Raw genomic sequence first — 17,593 nt, 5'->3', positions numbered from 1 at the left:
GTCTCTTACATGATTTGTATATGGACATTCCTCCCATTCATCCTCCCTTCACGATTCCCCATGTTCATTGACAAATTCTAAGAATTTCTTAAAAGGCAACGACTTACTGAAATAAAAGCCTTGATAATGCCCGCAGCCTAGTTCCTGCAGAATGTCCACCTGTTGTTTTGTTTCTACCCCCTCTGCCACAACCTTGACATTCAACTGTCTACACAGCGAGATGATGGATTTTACAATCTGCTGACGCTGCTTATCGCTGACGATTGTACGAACTAAGGAAATATCTACCTTCACGATGTTTACATAGAAATCGCATAGATATAATAAAGAGCTATGTCCCATTCCAAAATCGTCAATAGCTACATTTATCCCCGTGGCCTTGATCTGTTCAAACTTGCGTCGAGTGGAGTCGCTCGGCTCAAGCGCAGCATTTTCTGTAAGCTCCAACTCCATATACTTGGGGTCAACACCTGCCCGGTCAATGCAGGACTGTATGGTTTGAACCAGATGATCATCCTCCTGAAGTTGTCGGGGGCTCAAATTGACGGACAGGGACAGACTGCTGTGCCCTTGTTCATGCCATCGCCGTAAATCTCGAAATGCCTGTTTCATAATCCAAGTTCCCAATTGGTTCGTAAGGCCTGCCTCATCACAAATACATACGATGACCAGAGGCGACACATCGCCGTAAACGGGGTGATTCCAGCGCAAAAGGGCCTCCGCTCCACTCACTTCACATTTGCTGTTTACTTTGGGCTGGTATTCCAAATGCACCGTTTGTTTATTGTTCTTAAGTCCGTATTCCAGCTCAACAGCTAATATTCGGGCAAGAGAACCTGTTGCATCCTGGCGATGGAGGATGGTTATTGGGGTTGCTTCTTGGATATATTGAATTTCCTTTACCAGATTCTTAAATACCGCAACGCGCTGTCGTTGTTGGTGCTTTATCTGTAAGCGGATGAAAGGAGTATAGATTAGTGTGGATAGCAGTAGATTTACGCCTTGCATCACGGCTCCGGCGACAGAGCCTGTACCCATATAACCGGAAAGAAAAATGGGGGTGGTCCACGCTGCTGGCTGTGTAACCATTGGCACCCATCCGATCCTGATGGACACAAAAGCTGTCGCACTGAGAATGATTGGCGTAAACAGGAACGGGACGAAGTAGTAGGGACTAACCAACAAGGCAATCACTAGACCCAAGGTTGCCCCCGCACCGCCCAAAAATACGAAGGTATCAAAAAAACCCTTGGTTAAGATCCCGTCTTCTGCGAGCGTCAGCTTCTGCAAGAGTATCGTCTGACTGTCGGCCAGTCCTGTTAAATCAAGCAGCATCCTCGCCACACTGATCATAGATATGGTTAGCAGTGAGGGTACGACAACACGAATAGATGATCTGATAAGTGCGTCCTCTTTATAGATAAAAGGATTTGCAGGCCGAATACGGTCACGACAGCTGTAAATAAAACAAAATAGATTGGATGCAACAACCGCTATAACCAGAGCACCTAACATACCTGTTGAGCCTGTAAATTTCATATCCATTACCATACTTTTATCCTTTGTAAAGGCATTGAAAGAGACAAGCGTCGTAATAACTACACTGATTGGACTTACCCTGCCAGATCTTACAAGTTCCTTTTCATTTACAATTGCGAAGCTAACCGTAATCAATGTAGCGATCTCCATCGTTTGAATTGTTGCTTTATGAATCGAGATGGCAATCGCACGCCATCCTTCTCCAAAAATTTGCAGCAGGATGTTCTGAAATTCCAAGATTGGGAGATCGATGACCGCAAGAATAACATAGCCTATCAAAATCAAAGGCAATATTCGCAATAGACCTTTTCGAATCGCCACAATCATTTGCTGGTTCTCGATCTTGGACACATGATTATCCAATTTTTCTATCATTTTATTGTGCCTGCTTTCATGTAAACGTAAAAACGCGATGTAAAGAATATATATCGTGCCACCAACTCAACTAGCTCATGGTAGCATTTCAACCACACTCCGCATTCCGCTTCGTAGTTAATCATTGTTTTTTTGTTCCGAATGAACGTATAAAAAAAAATGACTCCTGACGAATGTCAGAAGTCATCTCTTAACAGCCCCATCACGGATGCCTAGGGATATGAATCTTTATGGTGAATTTTTTGTCTACTTGGTCTGCCTCTATGAGCATCACTCCTCCAAGATCCTCAATGATTTCCTTCAGGATTTTCAGACCAAAACCGTGATTTTCCTTATTTTGTTTGGTGGTAACGAGTCCGTCATCTTCAAGCTTTATTTCACCAGTAAATGAATTTGATATCTCAACACAACTCCAGCTTTCATTTGCGCTGCTTGTGATTTCAATAAACCGTTCTGAAATATCCGGCACCTTACGGCAGGCTTCAATAGCATTACTTAGCACATTAGAAAAAACACGGACGATATCTAGCTCGGACAGCGCAGTGTGTGTTGGAATATGTGCCATCGCCGAAAACTGAATGTTATATTCCTCACAGGTATTGGCCACATCCTGCAAAATAGCATCCAGTATCACATTATCGGAATAATTTTTATGAACCAGAACACTCTTTTGCATGGTATCGTGAATGTCATCCATCAATCCTGCCGCTATATCAATCTCTTTATTTTTTAGCAGAGCCTTGACAGATATCATCATGTTATTATAATCATGTTTAAAGTTTCGAAAGTTTTCCGTGTATTTTTGATAAGCTCTGTAATGTCGCATTTGCCGTTCAAGCTGCTCCTGCAATTGCTGGGTGTGCCGTTCATATTCCAGAAGAAATGAGACCCAGATCGTTTGGTTCCACACAATTACCAGCATAGCGAGACTCAAGAGACAGGATTTTATATGTAATAGTGTAAACCATAGGACGTTCGAATCAATATGACGACCATCTTTAATCGTCATGAGGTAGGAGAGAAGCGCGAACTGAAGAATTACAACAAATTTCAACTGCCTTCGATTGCGAAACAATTGTTTCATTTTCACGTCGGGTGCGATACTTTTTTTTACAAGATGGTCAAAAATCATGGTAGCTAATACTGCGATGGAATCAATTGTGTAATTATATACACCCTGTTGAAGTACTATAATAATGCTTTTCCCTAAAATTAAAGCAAAAACCGAAACCACAATTTCCCTAAAGCAATAAAGAACAAAAATATATAAACTGCCACCATACATCAACTGCAGGCTATCTATACGGAAAAGCAGCTTGAGTTCTACCATAAATAAGACCATAGTAACCAATACACCGGTTTGAGGAAGATTCACATAATCCATTGCGAAGTAGGAGGTTAGATTGAATGTAACGGCAACGACGTAGTAGAGCCAGTGCTCATGTTTAGTTGGAAAATGTCTTTTATAATATAGGAGGGAAGTTACGTTGTAAGTAAGCAATAGAACAACAAACAATATCTGCACGTATCCCCCTATCTAGACAAATAAATATTGGACCGAGATATATAGTCTGAAAATGCCTGTTTCACCAGTTTCAAATAAGTCACACCGATAGGAATCATCTCCCCCGTCTTTAAAAGTAGGCTTTGCGGTTGGAATTTCACAATATATTGTAGATTCACCATATACGAACGGTGTACCCGGATAAAGTCCTTTTCTCGCAGCTGCTGTACCACCTGTTCCATCGTTCCATAATATTCAAAGGTTTCTGTTGTTCTATAGTGCACCATGACCACCCGCTTCCAGATTTCAAGATAGGAAATATCTTTCATGGGTATGACTTTGCAAGTGCTTCCAGATTCGCATACGAACATCTCCGTCTTTTTCGTCTCTGCCAACGAAATGGCCCGCATTAAAATCTGTTCAAACCTCTCATCCGAAGTAGAATCTTTGATCAGATATTGAACCGGCGAAATTTCGAATGCCTCGAAAACGTAGTCCTCAATTGTTGTGAGAAATATGATCTCCGAATTGCAGCCAAGCTCTCTCAGCTTCTTGGCTGTTACCATACCATTCAGTGGTCCCATTAAAATATCCAGATAAATAATATCCGCCTGATTTGGAGAATCGGCCAAGTGAAATACCAGAGATTCCCCGCTTTCAAAAGTAGACAGTGTAATTAATATTTGGTTTATACTTGCAAATTTGGTAATCAAACCGCTATAGTTATCTAACATTTGTTGATTGTCATCGCATAAAAAAATAGTAACCAAGACCTGTCCCACCATTTCCTACTGATAACTGTTGATTTCCAAGATTAACTCTCGTATTATCTATTAAAAATTTCGACTGATCAGTGTTATTTGTCACCGCTCCACAGCATATAAAATGATATTCTTAAAATTTAGCTTCAAACCCCTTCCTTTTACCTATTGAAATAACAAAAAAAATATAGTGCATAAATTTTGATCAGACTATCAGATTCGTTCATGAAACAGGGGCACACATCACAAATGATCGCTTTTTTGTTCCAAATAATATTCGACCTATTATTGCGATAGTTGAGAACAAGCATTACCCCGACTTGGCGCGCGAAGATATCCTTCACATGAATAGATCATCCTTCTGCTATGGTTTTTTACTCTTAAGACGAAAAAAGCCTGAACCAACAAGGGTTCCGGCTCTTCAAATTAGTTCACCATTATTTAAAAACTGCGCTCTATGAATGCTTTGGTTCGATCCAATTTAGGATTTATAAACAATTCTGTTGGGTGACCCGATTCAATGATCCTTCCGTTGTCCATGAAGATCACCTGATTTGCTACTTCCTTTGCGAACCCCATCTCATGTGTCACGACAATCATTGTCATATGCTCTTCCGCTAACTGCTTCATTACCTTAAGCACTTCACCCGTCAATTCTGGATCTAAAGCAGAGGTTGGTTCATCAAATAACATAATATCGGGGTTCATCATAAGTGCCCTCGCTATTGCTACCCTTTGTTTTTGACCGCCTGATAATTTTGACGGATAAGCAGCCGCTCGATCGGACAGACCAACTTTCTCTAAGAGATCAGCACTTCGTTGTTGGATGACCTTAGCATGTTCGATCTTTAACATTTTTGGCGCAAGTTCCAAATTCTCTTTTACGGTGAGATGCGGAAAAAGATTAAAATGTTGAAAAACCATCCCCATTTTGGAAGTAATTTGTTTTATCTCTTGAGGTTTCGCATAAATTCCATCCTTTACTAGATGATCGCCACATACACGAATACTGCCGCCATCTATTTTTTCTAGATTGACTATACTGCGCAGCATCGTGCTTTTTCCTGAACCTGAAGGACCGATTACTGCAATGACATCGTTTTTATTCACATCAAAAGTAATCTGTTTGAGAACCTCTATTTCACCATATGACTTTTGAAGTTTTGTTATTTCAAGGATACTCACACACATCACTCCCTATCATATTTAAATCTTTTTTCAAGCCATTTGAAAAATATGGTTAATACGAGCGTCATGACCAAATAAATGATCCCCGCGATAAAATAGGGGACAATCGTAAAGTCCCGATTCACTGCAGTTTGGGCAAAATGCAATAATTCCGGGACAGCGACAGCGTAGAGTAACGCGGTATCTTTCACCAAGGTTATCGATTCATTAGCAACAGAAGGTAGTGCTATTCTAAACATTTGCGGCAGTATGATACGTATTGTCGTTTGCGTTTTATTCAGGCCCAGAACTTGTGCAGCTTCATATTGACCTTTATCAATTGCCAACAGGCCTCCGCGGTAGATTTCTGCAAAATATGCCGTATAGTTCAAAATAAAACCTAAACAAGCAGCGACAAAACGATCCAGCACTAAATAGTCTCCAACTACAGGCAGCATCGGCAATCCAAAGCATATAACGAGAAGCTGCAGCAGCAGTGGAGTTCCTCTCATCACGTAAATATAGCCACTGGCAAGCCTAGAAAGCAGTTTGAAACTGCTTCGCACAGCTAGTGTTAATAGAAAACCAAGTGGGATCGATACAATAATGGCTATCAAGAACAGGAGTATGGTAGCCTGTGCGCCTTCCAGCATAGGTTTTAGGATTGTGCTGATATATTCATAGGACATGAAAATATTCCTCCAAATTACAAAACAGGGTTCCGTGAAGAACTCCTGTTTTGCCTTCAATTGTTTATTTGAGTTATTTTAAAACCTTATCTTCTCCGAACCATTTTTGCGAGATTTTAGCGGCTGTCCCATCCACGTTCATCTCATGAAGAGCTTGCTGAAGTTTTTCTAGTAATTGTTCATTGCCTTTTTTCACACCTACTCCGTATTCTTCAGGAGCTAATGTTTCTCCTAATATCTTGAAGGTCTCTTTTTCTTTAGACATATAATAGTTAATCACAACTTCATCAATAACTACTGCATCCAAACGACCAGATTTTAGATCGCTTAAAGCTAGAACATTATCAGAAAACTCTACAACTTTTTTAACTTTAGATTGAATTGGATCAGCATTCAATGCGTCTGAAGCAGAAGAAAGAGATTGAAGACCAACAACTTTTCCTTCTAAATCGTTTAGTTTCGTGATGTTGGAATTAGCTAACGTGACAATAACTTGTGCATTTTTTAAGTATGGTTTTGTGAAGAGAACCTTCTTTTTACGATCTTCTGTTATGGTATAGCCATTCCAAATGAGATCGATCCTCCCACTTCTAAGCTCAGATTCTTTTGTTGTCCAATCAATAGGTTGAAATTCGATCGTTGATCCCATTTTTTCAGCGGCAGCTTTTGCATAGTCAATATCGAATCCTACAATTTCATTGTTGTTATCTCTGAATCCCATGGGTGCAAATTTATCGTCAATTCCTACCACTAAAGCTTTGCTATTACCTTTTTCTGATTGGGGGCTGGAGCATGCTGTAATGAGTAAAAAAATAGCTGTCATTGTCAAAATAAGAGTTGAAAATCGTTTCATATTTACGAGACCCACCTTTAATAAAATATTTATGATGCCTAACAATCGAATCGATTTGTTATCGTAAGAAACGCTTTACTACGATAATACATTAGAGTGATAAATGAATAAAGAAATTTTATATAAATTGGAACTAAAAGTCAACGGAATATTTTACCACAATAAAGGCGGCATTTGTCATAAATACTTTTCAATTAGTAGGATTTGATTTGCATGGGTAATAGTCGATAGTCGATGTACAATGACAATCGTTGTTCGATTTCGTGATAAGGGGATTAAATGAAGCAAAATTGGGAATTGGAGTTTAAAGCTCTTTCAGTGCTTGATGAGCAATGCTTCTTTCTGACCATGGTCACCATAACGCAGGAGTAAGGAACATACGCGACCCAACGCTTCCGCCATCGCGAATTCGTCAGACCCTGCCTTACCTACGTTTAAGAAGATTTCGCTTGGAATTCCTTCATTCTCATTGATCGTGATTTACTGTGAATCACAATTCTTGTGGAAGTCGAAAAAAAATGCAAGCTAACTGAACAAGTCAGCTTGCATGCATTATTATAGAAAAGCGTGCATCAAAAATAAAACGGCGAAAATCAGTCCCGATCGCAAATGCCACTTTCGATCTAGCCTCTTATATCGAAACAAGCCCGAAACCGGCACCGGCAGCAAGACTAACAGCGCAAGTAACCCACTTATACTGGTGAAATCAAATTTAAACCCATACATAAAGACTGCTACCACATGAAGTAGAATAAAAGCAATGGCGAGTATTGCAATAGGTGTATGCCATTTCCGAACGAATCGCAGCAATAAAACGATCCACTTTTTTATGTTACCCATACGATTCCATACACGCTGTTTGACGATGAATAATAGCACATAATTAGCTAGTACAAAAAATAAGGCTAATCTTGCAATCGAACCATAGCTCTTAAACGTTTCTTCGAATCGACGGCTGTGCAGAGTTGCAGACGGAAGATTCAACATGTTCCAGAGTCCCCATAGCACAAGTAGCACAGATACAGCCATTGCACCAATCACCCATATTCGTTCTTTTTCGGGAATCAATGTCTGTTTCGTTATTTTGTTTTCACGTATATGAATTGTAATTCCTCCCTTTGTTAAGATAACTAAAACATACCCTTTAATTATTAAAATGGTATGAGAAATACATGTTATTTCATGAACTGACTTCACATTTTATTGTGTTTTGTATCACTAGAATTGAATTTTTGATATGATCACTATTCTGTTATGAAGAAAAACAAAAAGTGTGTTGACATAACATAGTCAACACACTTTCATATAAGTTCATAAAATTACTCTTTATCCCTAATTACCCGCAACGGCTATACCCACAATTCGAGCATGTCTTACATCCCTCAATGTTAATCAGCGATGCGGACCCGCATGATGTACATAGATCGCGCGAAGCATAGGCATCTTCATGATGGCTGTGCCCTGCATGCGTATCTGCTTCTGATTCTTCCACCGCAATCGTCGCGGCGATTGGGGCGATATGCTCGTAAGCAGCCGCGTGCTCATTGCTCTCAATGTGTGCTTCAAGGGCTTTCGCCACCGCATCTGCAATGGATTCTACACGATTCGCACCGAAGCCGATCGCACCAGAACCTCCAATGCCTTTCAAGTGCTTGATGAGCAATGCTTCTTTCTGACCATGGTCACCATAACGCAGGAACAAGGAACATACGCGACCCAACGCTTCCGCCATCGCGAATACGTCAGACCCTGCTTTACCTACGTTTAAGAAGATTTCGCTTGGAATTCCTTCATTATCATTGATCGTAATGTAAGCCATGCCGAATGGTGTGTTAATCTTGTACGTTGCCCCGCGTAATACTTGCGGACGGCTCTTATATTGCTTGTCGAACACTTTTTTGGTGTCATCATCGACCTTTACGGCTAGGGATTTGTCCAAAGTGTCGATAGAACCTTTCTCATCTTTCGTTACAGCTGCTTCAGTTGCTACGGCAGATTCTTGCTTATCTTCCTTCTTCTCGGTATTCAAGACCTGCACGTCGCGGCTGCCGTCACGATAGATCGTAACCCCTTTACAGCCAAGATCGAACGCCAATTCATACAGACGTTTGGTATCTTCAACGGTAAAGTCGGACGGACAATTCGCCGTTTTGGAAATCGAACTATCCACCCAACGTTGAATCGCCGCTTGCGAGCGGATATGATCTTCTGCTAAGAGATCCATGGCAGTCACGAAGTAATCCGGCAATTCTTCGCCTGGATGCGCATTGATCCAATCTTGTGCGATCGGAACGAACTGCTCATCATAACCAAGACGGCTTTGACGGAAGAATTTAAAAGCAAAGTAGGGCTCGATTCCTGTAGATGTCCCAACCATCGTCCCCGTGCTTCCTGTTGGAGCTTGTGTAATCACGGTAACGTTACGCATACCATGTTCAGCAATCGCCGCACCCACTTCAGGGTAGACACTTGTAATATTTTTCATAAATCCGCTCTGCATGAACGGTTCTAGATCGAACGCTTTGAAGGAGCCCTTCTCGCCAGCAATCTCTGCCGATGCAAGATAAGATTCTTTTGCAATAAAACCATATAGTTTATCTAAGAACTCCAGAGATTCCGGACTTCCGTAGCGAATTTGCAATTTAATCATCAGCTCAGCAAGACCCATGGTACCTAAGCCCACACGGCGCTCTTTTTGCTGATTTTCTTTATTTTCTTCGAAGTGATAAGGCGTTTTGTCAATAACGTTATCTAAGAAACGTACGGAATAACGTGTAACCTTCCCTAGTTCTTCCCAATCCACATCATGATTCTCTTCATCATAGAACTTCGATAAGTTCATCGCAGATAAGTTACATACGCCCCAACCCGGCAAACCTTGCTCACCACATGGGTTTGTACAAATAATCGGGTTAAAATACCAGCTATTCGACATTTGATTGTAGTATTCCATGAATACGACGCCGGGTTCAGCCGATTTCCACGCCGATTCCATAATCGTATGCCATACGTCACGTGCTCTAACCGTACGATAGTGTAGAACGTTCTTGCCAAGCTTCTTCCACTTGTCTAGATCGCCATCCCACAGTTCGTTGTACTCAGGATCCGTTGTATCCGGGAAGACAAGATCCCACTCTAAATCTTTTTTCACAGCTTCCATGAAGCCATTACTGACACAAACTGAGAGATTCGCATTCGTCACTTGACCCATGGTCTGCTTCACCGTAATGAAATCCATCAAATCTGGATGCCAATCATTAATCATCAGCATTAATGCTCCGCGACGGCTGCCGCCTTGTTCAATTAAGCCTGTTGTATAGCTGAATAATCCACCCCATGAAACGGCACCGCTGGAAGAACCATTCACGCCTTTTACAATCGCACGACGAGGACGCAGAGAGGATAAGTTGATGCCTACACCGCCGCCGCGAGCCATAATCTCAGTCATTTCAGATAACGTCGACATAATGCCGCCGCGACTATCTTTTGGTGATGGAATAACATAACAGTTAAATAGGGTTAACTCCTCACTTGCACCCGCTCCTGCAGCGATCCGTCCGCCAGGAACTAACTTCCAATCATCTAATATATATCTGAAGTTGTCTGTCCATTGTTGTTGCAGTTCAGGCGTTTTCTCCACCGATGCCATTGCCGCTGCGAGTCGATCCCACATCTCTTCCGGCGTCTTCTCGACAGTCAGCGTCAATTTCTCGACGGTCGATTCAACCATTTCTCCGCTGCGAGTCCTTACTTTTACGTGACGACCGTCACGCTCAATAACTTCCCCGACTTCTTTAGCTGGAAATTTCGGATCATCCTTCGTGAGAACCAACACCATATCCCCGACTTTCGTCTCATTGGTGTCTGCGTTCTTCCACGCATAACGATCCAAAAATATTTTCTCGCTTAATCCTTCCAACCGCTGCTTCTGCATCGTTTTCAACAAAAACAACCTCCCATAACATAATAACATCGATATTGCCTGTGATTCCGCGCACATCTTGCTTTGTTATTGTATGTAAATTCCACAATATATTGTGTGCGATAATCATTATACTATACTACATATTGTACATTCTAATGGATTGATGTGGAATTTAGCTCAAGAACCCCGATTAGGTTCAATCAATCTACGATTTCCTCTATCAATCTCTCTATTTTAACACTTGAAATCTGTGAAACCTAGAGTTCTTGAATATAAACATTCAGTTATGAACCCGCCTATTTTCGTCCATACTAACTAAATACAATGCATTGATTTGCATGCAACGAAGACCATCAAGGAGGAGCCTAACCCATCATGCCCATAAACCCTGGTAATCCATCACGACAGAAACATGCTCCCGTCGACATTCAATTCGATCGAACGTGGTTCTCCGAGCTGGAACAACGGCTGAACAAGAACGGTCCTTGGGATGACTTCACTTTATTCGGTCTCGCCTATGAAGCAGAGCAATCCAGAATCGTATCCAGCTTTGACGAGCTGCAATGCTTGAAACATTTATCCAATTTAGAACCGCTTCCGCATCAAATCGATACGGCCACCAAAGTGCTTCATGAAATGCGCGGACGTGCCATCTTAGCCGACGAGGTAGGTTTAGGCAAAACCATCGAAGCCGGATTGATCCTAAAAGAATATCTGGTTCGCGGCCTCGCCCGCAAAGTACTCATTCTTGTTCCTGCATCTCTTGTATTGCAATGGGTGCGCGAGCTGAATCAAAAATTCGGCATTCCCGCCGTGGCACAAAAAAAAGAATATACCTGGCATTACGATGTCGTTGTCGCATCGATGGATACCGCGAAGCGCGATCCGCACAAAGACTTGTTATTATCGAATGAATACGACATGTTAATCATCGATGAAGCCCATAAGTTGAAAAATAAAAAAACAACGAACTACCAATTTATTACCCAGTTACGCAAAAAGTATTGTCTGCTGCTCACCGCAACCCCTGTACAAAATGACTTAAGCGAGCTTTACAATCTCATTACGTTATTGAAGCCGGGACAACTTGGCGGTGTTGGTGATTTTGCAGCCAACTTCATTGTCGGCAAGCGTCTACCGAAGAATGAAGGTCAGCTTCAAAAAGAACTTTCTAAAGTTATGATTCGCAATCGCCGCAGTGATGGCAATATAGGTTTTACGAAGCGATTCGTTAAGAATGTGCCGTTAACCCTATCCGATGAGGAATTGGATCTCTATAACGGGGTTACAACCTTCGTGAAGGAACGTTACAACGAATTAAACGGCGATATCAGCAGTATGCTCTCCCTCGTGACCCTGCAGCGCGAAGTATGCAGCAGTCGGGACGCCGTGTTTTTAACGTTGATTAATCTGTCGAAAAAGACACCGCCAGATTCTCCGATCCACGCGAAAATTTGGGAACTTGTAGAGAAAATCAAGCGAATCAAGGCGAACACCAAAGCTGAGAAAGCCTTGGAATTAATCGAAGAAATGAACGATAAGGTCATTATCTTCACCGAATATCGCCAGACCCAAGATTACTTACTCAACTTCTTCCGCAGCAAAGATATTATCGCTGTCCCCTATAGCGGCGGCATGAATCGCGGCAAGAAAGATTGGATGATGGACTTATTCCGCAGCCGTGCTCAAATAATGATCGCAACGGAAGCTGGCGGTGAAGGCATTAACCTGCAATTCTGTCACCATATGATCAATTTTGACCTGCCGTGGAACCCGATGCGCGTGGAACAACGGATTGGCCGGGTGCACCGTCTAGGTCAGACGAATGACGTCAAAATCTACAATTTATCTACGTCAGGAACCATTGAAGAACATATTCTAAACCTGCTCCATGAAAAAATCAATATGTTTGAATTGGTTATTGGTCAACTCGATGTCATCCTCGAACGGATGGAAAAACAGGATTCGCTGGAGAAACGCTTATATAAAATGATGTTGGAGGCCAACTCGGAGGACGAAATTCGGGCGAATGTCGATTCGCTTGGCAAATCTTTCAAAGAAATTGCAAATACCGTCGCAAGCGAACCTTATGTAGAGAAAGAACCGGAGGTGGAAGCGAATTAATGGTCATGTCCGCGAAGCAAGTCCAACAATATGTTCTTCGTTATCTTGATACGACCAACTGTCACATTATTGAGAAATCACCAGGGCATGTCATCGTGAAGCTCTCCCCACAAGCGGATCGCGAGCTTACGAATCGACCGTACTATTGGGGATATGTGGACCGTACGGGTGTCGAGCCGGAGACGATGAAGTTTTGCTTTATATTTGATCGCAACAAAATGTCAGACCTTCCGCCCGATCCACCGCCAGGACCCGGTATGAACGCGTTCCGATTGTTGAAAGAAGATGTTCCCTATGGCAGCCGCCGCTTAGACCAATTCTTCCAAGCTGCGAAGACAGGCGGTTCTTATGTGCATCTCTTCGAGCAACCGACATCGGAGCAGAAATCAATTCCTGCGTCTACCCCGTATGAACCATGGCTTGGATTGAATATCAAGATCGAGTTCGCATGCGATATGAAACGTGAAGAGCTGCATTCTCTTGGCATCTCGATGATTACAGGCGAAATTGCAGAACAGTTCTGCGACGATATGTTAACGCGGAAAATGACGCCAAGACTGCCGGCCAACGTCCATGTGACGCGGGGCAGCATGACATTGTCCCGTGCAAAAAATATGTTGGAACAATACGTGGAGAAAAAGCTGAAATCGTATGATGATACTTGGGCTGTCGAAGCCCGCGACCGCTTGAAGGATGAAATCGCACGCATTGACAGCTATTATGAGGTTTTGTTAAAGACGGATGACGAGGAGCAGAAGAAAACCGTCGAAGACCAATATGCCAATCGGACGCAAGAATTGACGTGGCAATATGACCCACGTATCCGTGTATCTGTCATAAACTGCGGAATCTTTCATATTCGAGCACACGATATGCAATAACAGACGATTCTCGCTAAAGTACTGCAAAAATAGAACGGACGAGCACGACCCCTCAGCGACAGGTTGTAACAACCTTCTCGAGGCTTGTCCCCTACAATGAGAACATACCAATAAAACGCAAGAAGGTGATGTAACGATGCAACGGTCTCGTTTCTTTCGAACGATAATCTCAACGCTTACAGGCACTTTGATCCTCCTGGGATTGGACAATGTAAGTGTCCCTACTAAGGTTCACGCCACCGTCTCCGTGTCTCAATCCGTCTATACAACACAAGTACAAGCAGAGCCACCGCAGGGCATTGATCATGAAGCACTTGTAAGCCATATTGATAAATGGAAGAAAGATTTATCCAAGAACGCGCCATTTACGGCATGGCAGGATGCTTCCTATTCCATTTACCCGCTCGGACCTGGTACACACGGATGGCTCGTGCTTCTGTCGAAGCAAGACAAAGAAATCGGATATATGATTATTAGCGCGTCGGAAAATCAAGAACCCATCTTAACCGAATATGGAGTCGGTCCAAGCCCATTATTCAGTATAAATACGCTGTATCCTTCCCTGGTACAGCATGAACTCATCTCTTCGAAAATCAAACCTGAACAACTATTCCAACAGTCCCATATCAAATTTGAGCGGTATTATCTTCACCCCATGCTTGCGGTCTGGCGTGTCGAGTCCACAGGCAAGCCCGCTTCCTATATCAATGCGAAGACAGGGGAAGTGCTGCTCATTACGGATGCTAAATGGAAAGCACAGGAGCAAGTTATGGCTCGAGCACCTCTACAATTCAAGCCTTTGACAACAACGGCTGCGCCATCGATCCAGACGATTCAACCCTTTGATCCTTTTGAACGGATAAATTGGCTGACACATGACCCGCTACCGATTCAACAAGCCTCCCAAATAACGGAGCAAATAGATCAAAAAGCAAAAATCACGTATGTCTCCAACTGGTTCAAGGATTCTTATATGGTACCGATGTCCATTTCAGGATACCAACAGTGGGGAGAACACACGTATCTCATGATGGAAGAGCAAGGAACACGATGGATCCCGTTCCAAAGTCTTCAGCCCTTCGGTTATTTCTTCAAATAATCGCCGCAAATCGCCCTTATTCATACCGATGGCGCCTGTCCGACCCTTCTGATGGTCGAGCAGACGCCATTTTCTTTTTACGATACGATCCTATGTTAAAGCTTGAAATTGACGCACATCTTGCTTCCATCGATCAAGCCATAAAGTTCCTTTTGCCAGTTCATGCAGCAGCTCTTCTAATATTTGATACGCAAGATTAAATTGACCTTTCGTAACCACTTGTTCTTGAAGCGCTTGCCGTAACTCATCCTCATCCAAGATCACACGCTCGCCACTCGGAAGAACAACCAAATCGAGAAACAAGTCATAAAAATAAGGGACCTGCTGTGGCGTAAATAAAGTTCCGCTATGAATATCGATGTAGTGATGTACCAGTTCACCCTCCCGATTGATGACGGTTGTCACCGCATATCCTACCCCGTTCGGAAAATATTGCATCCACACATAACCATTATCCATAATGCAATACGGATCTTGTGACCCCACATGATACCAAATCGGTTCTGTCACGCGATCGAATGTCACCATTGTGACGGTTCCATGATAATTCGGTTCATTGACCGACATTTGACGGTAAGTTTTCTCTAATTGATGTGTCCAATCCGACAAATCAGCAATTTTTCGTTTCATTCGTAGCAACGTTCTCTTCCCCCATTGTTTCTGCATAGATGTATGTAACGCTTCGTTTATTATTGTAGCATGCATCCATAAAAAAAAAAGCGCCTGCCTTCACACTTTCGAGGAAGGCGGAGCTTCTTTTTGAACGGCTTCGGATTTGAAGTTCATTTGGAACCATTGCAGAATACTGTATGGGGCATATCCGAACCAACGTAATACCCAAGGTTCTTTCGATTGTTTATTCTGTTTACGGACCTCTTTTGGCGTCTCCATGTAAACCACGACACGTTCTGTAATGTATTTCACCAACTCGTCGCCTTTCGGTGCTTTAGCCATCGCATGAACCTCCTTGTCGTTTTCCTTACCTATAGATTGCTCCAAATGCTCAAAAATTAAACGTCACGCATCATTTTTCACAATTTGAGCACCCTATTTAGGAAGCTTTTTCAAGGAGGATTCCCATATTATGAGATTAACAATGAAGCCATTCATGCTGTTCATTCTTGCCATTATACTCGCTCTTAGTTGTCCTCTACAGGTCATCGCTGCTGAGCCCAATGAATCACCACCAGATGCGAGTAAGAATATATTTGCCCATCCCGTCATTGTCATTGATGTGGGACATGGCGGCATAGATGGAGGTACCAGTCATCAAGATTTATTGGAGAAGAACATTAATTTGGAAATCGGTACCCGATTGTATCTGATACTTCAGAAACTTGGTATTCCATCCGTTCTAAATCGGAACGGTGATTATGCACTCAGCGAGGAGAATCACTGGTTAAACAACAAATCTAGACACCGTAAAGATCTAGCTCAGCGCAGACAACTTACCGAAGAAATCCCTACCGAGCTGCTCGTGAGTCTTCATGTCAATTGGAATAAGAACAGAGCTCGCCGCGGCCCTGTCGTCCTCTATAAGGAAGAAGGCCGCAGTATTCTGCTTGCTGCGTTGATCCAGAATTCTTTAAACAAATTATATGGAACATCTCGGGAGATCCAGAGTGGAAAACCATTTTATTTGCTCCGCCGCGTCAATCAACCGGCTGTCATTGTGGAAACCGGCTTCATCAGTAATGCAGAAGACCGTCAAATGCTATGTGACCCCGACAAACAGACCGAAATTGCCAGATCCATTGCGGGTGCTTTACAAAATTATTTATCCGTCTTATGAGCGAGCTCAGCTACGCGGACGAAGGTCATGGACGCTTTCAATTGAGGTATCGTTTCAGAAAGAACGGATGCCGTCTTCGGTCCTCCTACGCCAACATGTCCTATAACGATGCATTGCTCGTGGGTTTGCATGTACTGTTGAATTTTTCGAACTTGTCCGGAAATATGCTTCACCGTATATTCATCATCAAGGAACATTTGATTCTCAGCAATCGGAACACCGAGTTCTCGGGCAACTTTGGGCGCAACCGTCCGATAATTCGTATGACTATCCAGAAAAAACAACCCACGTTCCTTGCATACTTGAAGCACAACGCGCATGACGCGTTCATCGCCGGTTACCTTCGAGCCCATATGATTATTCATACCGATAGCATGCGGAACCTCGTTAATCGCCGCTTCGACACGCGTCCGAATTTCTTCGTCTGACATGCGTGTTGTGATCGCACCTGGTCCGAGCCAACTCGGATTTCCATTCTTTGGCTCCATAGGCATATGGACAATGACATCATGACCAAGCTTATGGGCCATTTCTGCATCCTGCTTCGTTGTCTGCAAGAAAGGCATCACCGCGACCGTGAACGTGATCGGCAAACTTAACATCTTCTCCGTTCCTTTCATGTTGTTGCCGAAATCATCAATGACAAGCGCGACCTTCTTCTGCTGAAGCGGCAATTCGAGTTGAGGTTGTTCAGACGAGGCGGGCCCAGCCATTATAGGTTTAGATATCCCTTGCATACCTAGGGCAAGCAGGAAAAGAACCATTAACAAGCGTCGTCTTGCACTCGATCCCCAACCTTTACGCTTTCGTACCATGGTAATCCCTCCATCAAGTTTGGTCTTACCCTCATTTTTTGATGGATCGGTGTAAAGTATGCAACAAAA

At 42.9% G+C, this 17,593-nt stretch carries 15 protein-coding genes and 1 pseudogene; 4 read left to right on the top strand and 12 right to left on the bottom strand.

Translation table 11 applies throughout. The annotated features are described in order from the left end of the window. Positions 1-48 precede the first annotated feature (48 nt). From BVG16_RS02340 to BVG16_RS02305, 9 genes and pseudogenes are all read right to left on the bottom strand, one after another. Complete coding sequence (locus BVG16_RS02340; protein WP_078496915.1) at positions 49-1,914, bottom strand: EAL domain-containing protein; 1,866 nt, start codon at positions 1,912-1,914, stop codon at positions 49-51. Between the two features lie 202 nt (positions 1,915-2,116). Further along, the gene (locus tag BVG16_RS02335) at positions 2,117-3,439 is read right to left on the bottom strand and encodes a sensor histidine kinase (protein ID WP_078496914.1); all 1,323 of its coding nucleotides are present in this window, start codon (positions 3,437-3,439) and stop codon (positions 2,117-2,119) included. Between the two features lie 8 nt (positions 3,440-3,447). Continuing rightward, positions 3,448-4,188, bottom strand: coding sequence for a LytR/AlgR family response regulator transcription factor (locus tag BVG16_RS02330; protein ID WP_078496913.1), 741 nt, complete (start codon positions 4,186-4,188; stop codon positions 3,448-3,450). A gap of 432 nt (positions 4,189-4,620) precedes the next feature. Then, on the bottom strand, positions 4,621-5,370 hold the full coding sequence (locus tag BVG16_RS02325) for an amino acid ABC transporter ATP-binding protein (protein ID WP_408635278.1): 750 nt from the start codon (positions 5,368-5,370) through the stop codon (positions 4,621-4,623). Continuing rightward, entirely contained in the window at positions 5,370-6,035 is a 666-nt protein-coding gene (locus BVG16_RS02320; protein ID WP_078496911.1) for an amino acid ABC transporter permease, read from the bottom strand. Before BVG16_RS02320 ends, BVG16_RS02325 begins: the two co-directional genes overlap by 1 nt. A 73-nt stretch (positions 6,036-6,108) precedes the next feature. Next, entirely contained in the window at positions 6,109-6,888 is a 780-nt protein-coding gene (locus BVG16_RS02315; protein WP_078496910.1) for an amino acid ABC transporter substrate-binding protein, read from the bottom strand. Between the two features lie 318 nt (positions 6,889-7,206). Further along, a pseudogene (locus BVG16_RS34170) lies at positions 7,207-7,368 on the bottom strand (TSCPD domain-containing protein); the annotation flags it as partial. Between the two features lie 75 nt (positions 7,369-7,443). Then, entirely contained in the window at positions 7,444-7,917 is a 474-nt protein-coding gene (locus BVG16_RS02310; RefSeq protein ID WP_078496909.1) for a hypothetical protein, read from the bottom strand. A 307-nt stretch (positions 7,918-8,224) separates the two neighbouring features. Then, on the bottom strand, positions 8,225-10,831 hold the full coding sequence (locus tag BVG16_RS02305; RefSeq protein ID WP_078497264.1) for an adenosylcobalamin-dependent ribonucleoside-diphosphate reductase: 2,607 nt from the start codon (positions 10,829-10,831) through the stop codon (positions 8,225-8,227). 357 nt (positions 10,832-11,188) lie between these two features. On the opposite strand from BVG16_RS02305, the gene BVG16_RS02300 reads away from it, so the two are divergent. From BVG16_RS02300 to BVG16_RS02290, 3 genes are all read left to right on the top strand, one after another. Continuing rightward, positions 11,189-12,937: a DEAD/DEAH box helicase gene (locus tag BVG16_RS02300; RefSeq protein WP_078496908.1), complete on the top strand. Its 1,749-nt coding sequence runs from the start codon at positions 11,189-11,191 to the stop codon at positions 12,935-12,937. Further along, complete coding sequence (locus BVG16_RS02295; RefSeq protein ID WP_078496907.1) at positions 12,937-13,818, top strand: YqhG family protein; 882 nt, start codon at positions 12,937-12,939, stop codon at positions 13,816-13,818. Before BVG16_RS02300 ends, BVG16_RS02295 begins: the two co-directional genes overlap by 1 nt. A 136-nt stretch (positions 13,819-13,954) precedes the next feature. Continuing rightward, complete coding sequence (locus BVG16_RS02290; RefSeq protein WP_078496906.1) at positions 13,955-14,917, top strand: hypothetical protein; 963 nt, start codon at positions 13,955-13,957, stop codon at positions 14,915-14,917. Positions 14,918-15,007: 90 nt separating this feature from the next. On the opposite strand, the gene BVG16_RS02285 is transcribed toward BVG16_RS02290, so the two are convergent. Both BVG16_RS02285 and BVG16_RS02280 read right to left on the bottom strand, forming a co-directional pair. Beyond that, complete coding sequence (locus BVG16_RS02285; RefSeq protein ID WP_233146880.1) at positions 15,008-15,547, bottom strand: DUF402 domain-containing protein; 540 nt, start codon at positions 15,545-15,547, stop codon at positions 15,008-15,010. A 99-nt stretch (positions 15,548-15,646) separates the two neighbouring features. Continuing rightward, positions 15,647-15,871 carry a YqzE family protein gene (locus BVG16_RS02280; protein WP_078496904.1) on the bottom strand — a complete coding sequence of 75 codons (225 nt, stop codon included), beginning with the start codon at positions 15,869-15,871 and terminating at the stop codon, positions 15,647-15,649. A gap of 130 nt (positions 15,872-16,001) precedes the next feature. On the opposite strand from BVG16_RS02280, the gene BVG16_RS02275 reads away from it, so the two are divergent. Further along, the gene (locus tag BVG16_RS02275; protein ID WP_078496903.1) at positions 16,002-16,709 is read left to right on the top strand and encodes an N-acetylmuramoyl-L-alanine amidase family protein; all 708 of its coding nucleotides are present in this window, start codon (positions 16,002-16,004) and stop codon (positions 16,707-16,709) included. Here the strand turns inward: BVG16_RS02275 and BVG16_RS02270 are convergent. After that, a complete protein-coding gene (locus tag BVG16_RS02270; RefSeq protein ID WP_078496902.1) occupies positions 16,691-17,524 on the bottom strand; it encodes a divergent polysaccharide deacetylase family protein in 834 nt (277 codons plus the stop codon). The genes BVG16_RS02275 and BVG16_RS02270 overlap by 19 nt on opposite strands. Between the last annotated feature and the right edge of the window lie 69 nt (positions 17,525-17,593).

Origin of the sequence: Paenibacillus selenitireducens (assembly GCF_002021565.1) — a bacterium.
Taxonomy (GTDB): Bacteria; Bacillota; Bacilli; order Paenibacillales; family Paenibacillaceae; genus Paenibacillus_K; species Paenibacillus_K selenitireducens.
The sequence above is the reverse complement of the archived record's forward strand: the minus strand, read 5'-3'. Positions and strand labels throughout refer to the sequence as shown.

Coding starts and splice junctions, on each gene's coding strand:
- BVG16_RS02340 (WP_078496915.1), bottom strand. CDS start 1,914: ATGATAGAAAAATTGGATAATCATGTGTCCAAGATCGAGAACCAGCAA.
- BVG16_RS02325 (WP_408635278.1), bottom strand. CDS start 5,370: ATGTGTGTGAGTATCCTTGAAATAACAAAACTTCAAAAGTCATATGGT.
- BVG16_RS02320 (WP_078496911.1), bottom strand. CDS start 6,035: ATGTCCTATGAATATATCAGCACAATCCTAAAACCTATGCTGGAAGGC.
- BVG16_RS02315 (WP_078496910.1), bottom strand. CDS start 6,888: ATGAAACGATTTTCAACTCTTATTTTGACAATGACAGCTATTTTTTTA.
- BVG16_RS02310 (WP_078496909.1), bottom strand. CDS start 7,917: ATGGCTGTATCTGTGCTACTTGTGCTATGGGGACTCTGGAACATGTTG.
- BVG16_RS02300 (WP_078496908.1), top strand. CDS start 11,189: ATGCCCATAAACCCTGGTAATCCATCACGACAGAAACATGCTCCCGTC.
- BVG16_RS02295 (WP_078496907.1), top strand. CDS start 12,937: ATGGTCATGTCCGCGAAGCAAGTCCAACAATATGTTCTTCGTTATCTT.
- BVG16_RS02290 (WP_078496906.1), top strand. CDS start 13,955: ATGCAACGGTCTCGTTTCTTTCGAACGATAATCTCAACGCTTACAGGC.
- BVG16_RS02285 (WP_233146880.1), bottom strand. CDS start 15,547: ATGAAACGAAAAATTGCTGATTTGTCGGATTGGACACATCAATTAGAG.
- BVG16_RS02280 (WP_078496904.1), bottom strand. CDS start 15,871: ATGGCTAAAGCACCGAAAGGCGACGAGTTGGTGAAATACATTACAGAA.
- BVG16_RS02275 (WP_078496903.1), top strand. CDS start 16,002: ATGAGATTAACAATGAAGCCATTCATGCTGTTCATTCTTGCCATTATA.
- BVG16_RS02270 (WP_078496902.1), bottom strand. CDS start 17,524: ATGGTACGAAAGCGTAAAGGTTGGGGATCGAGTGCAAGACGACGCTTG.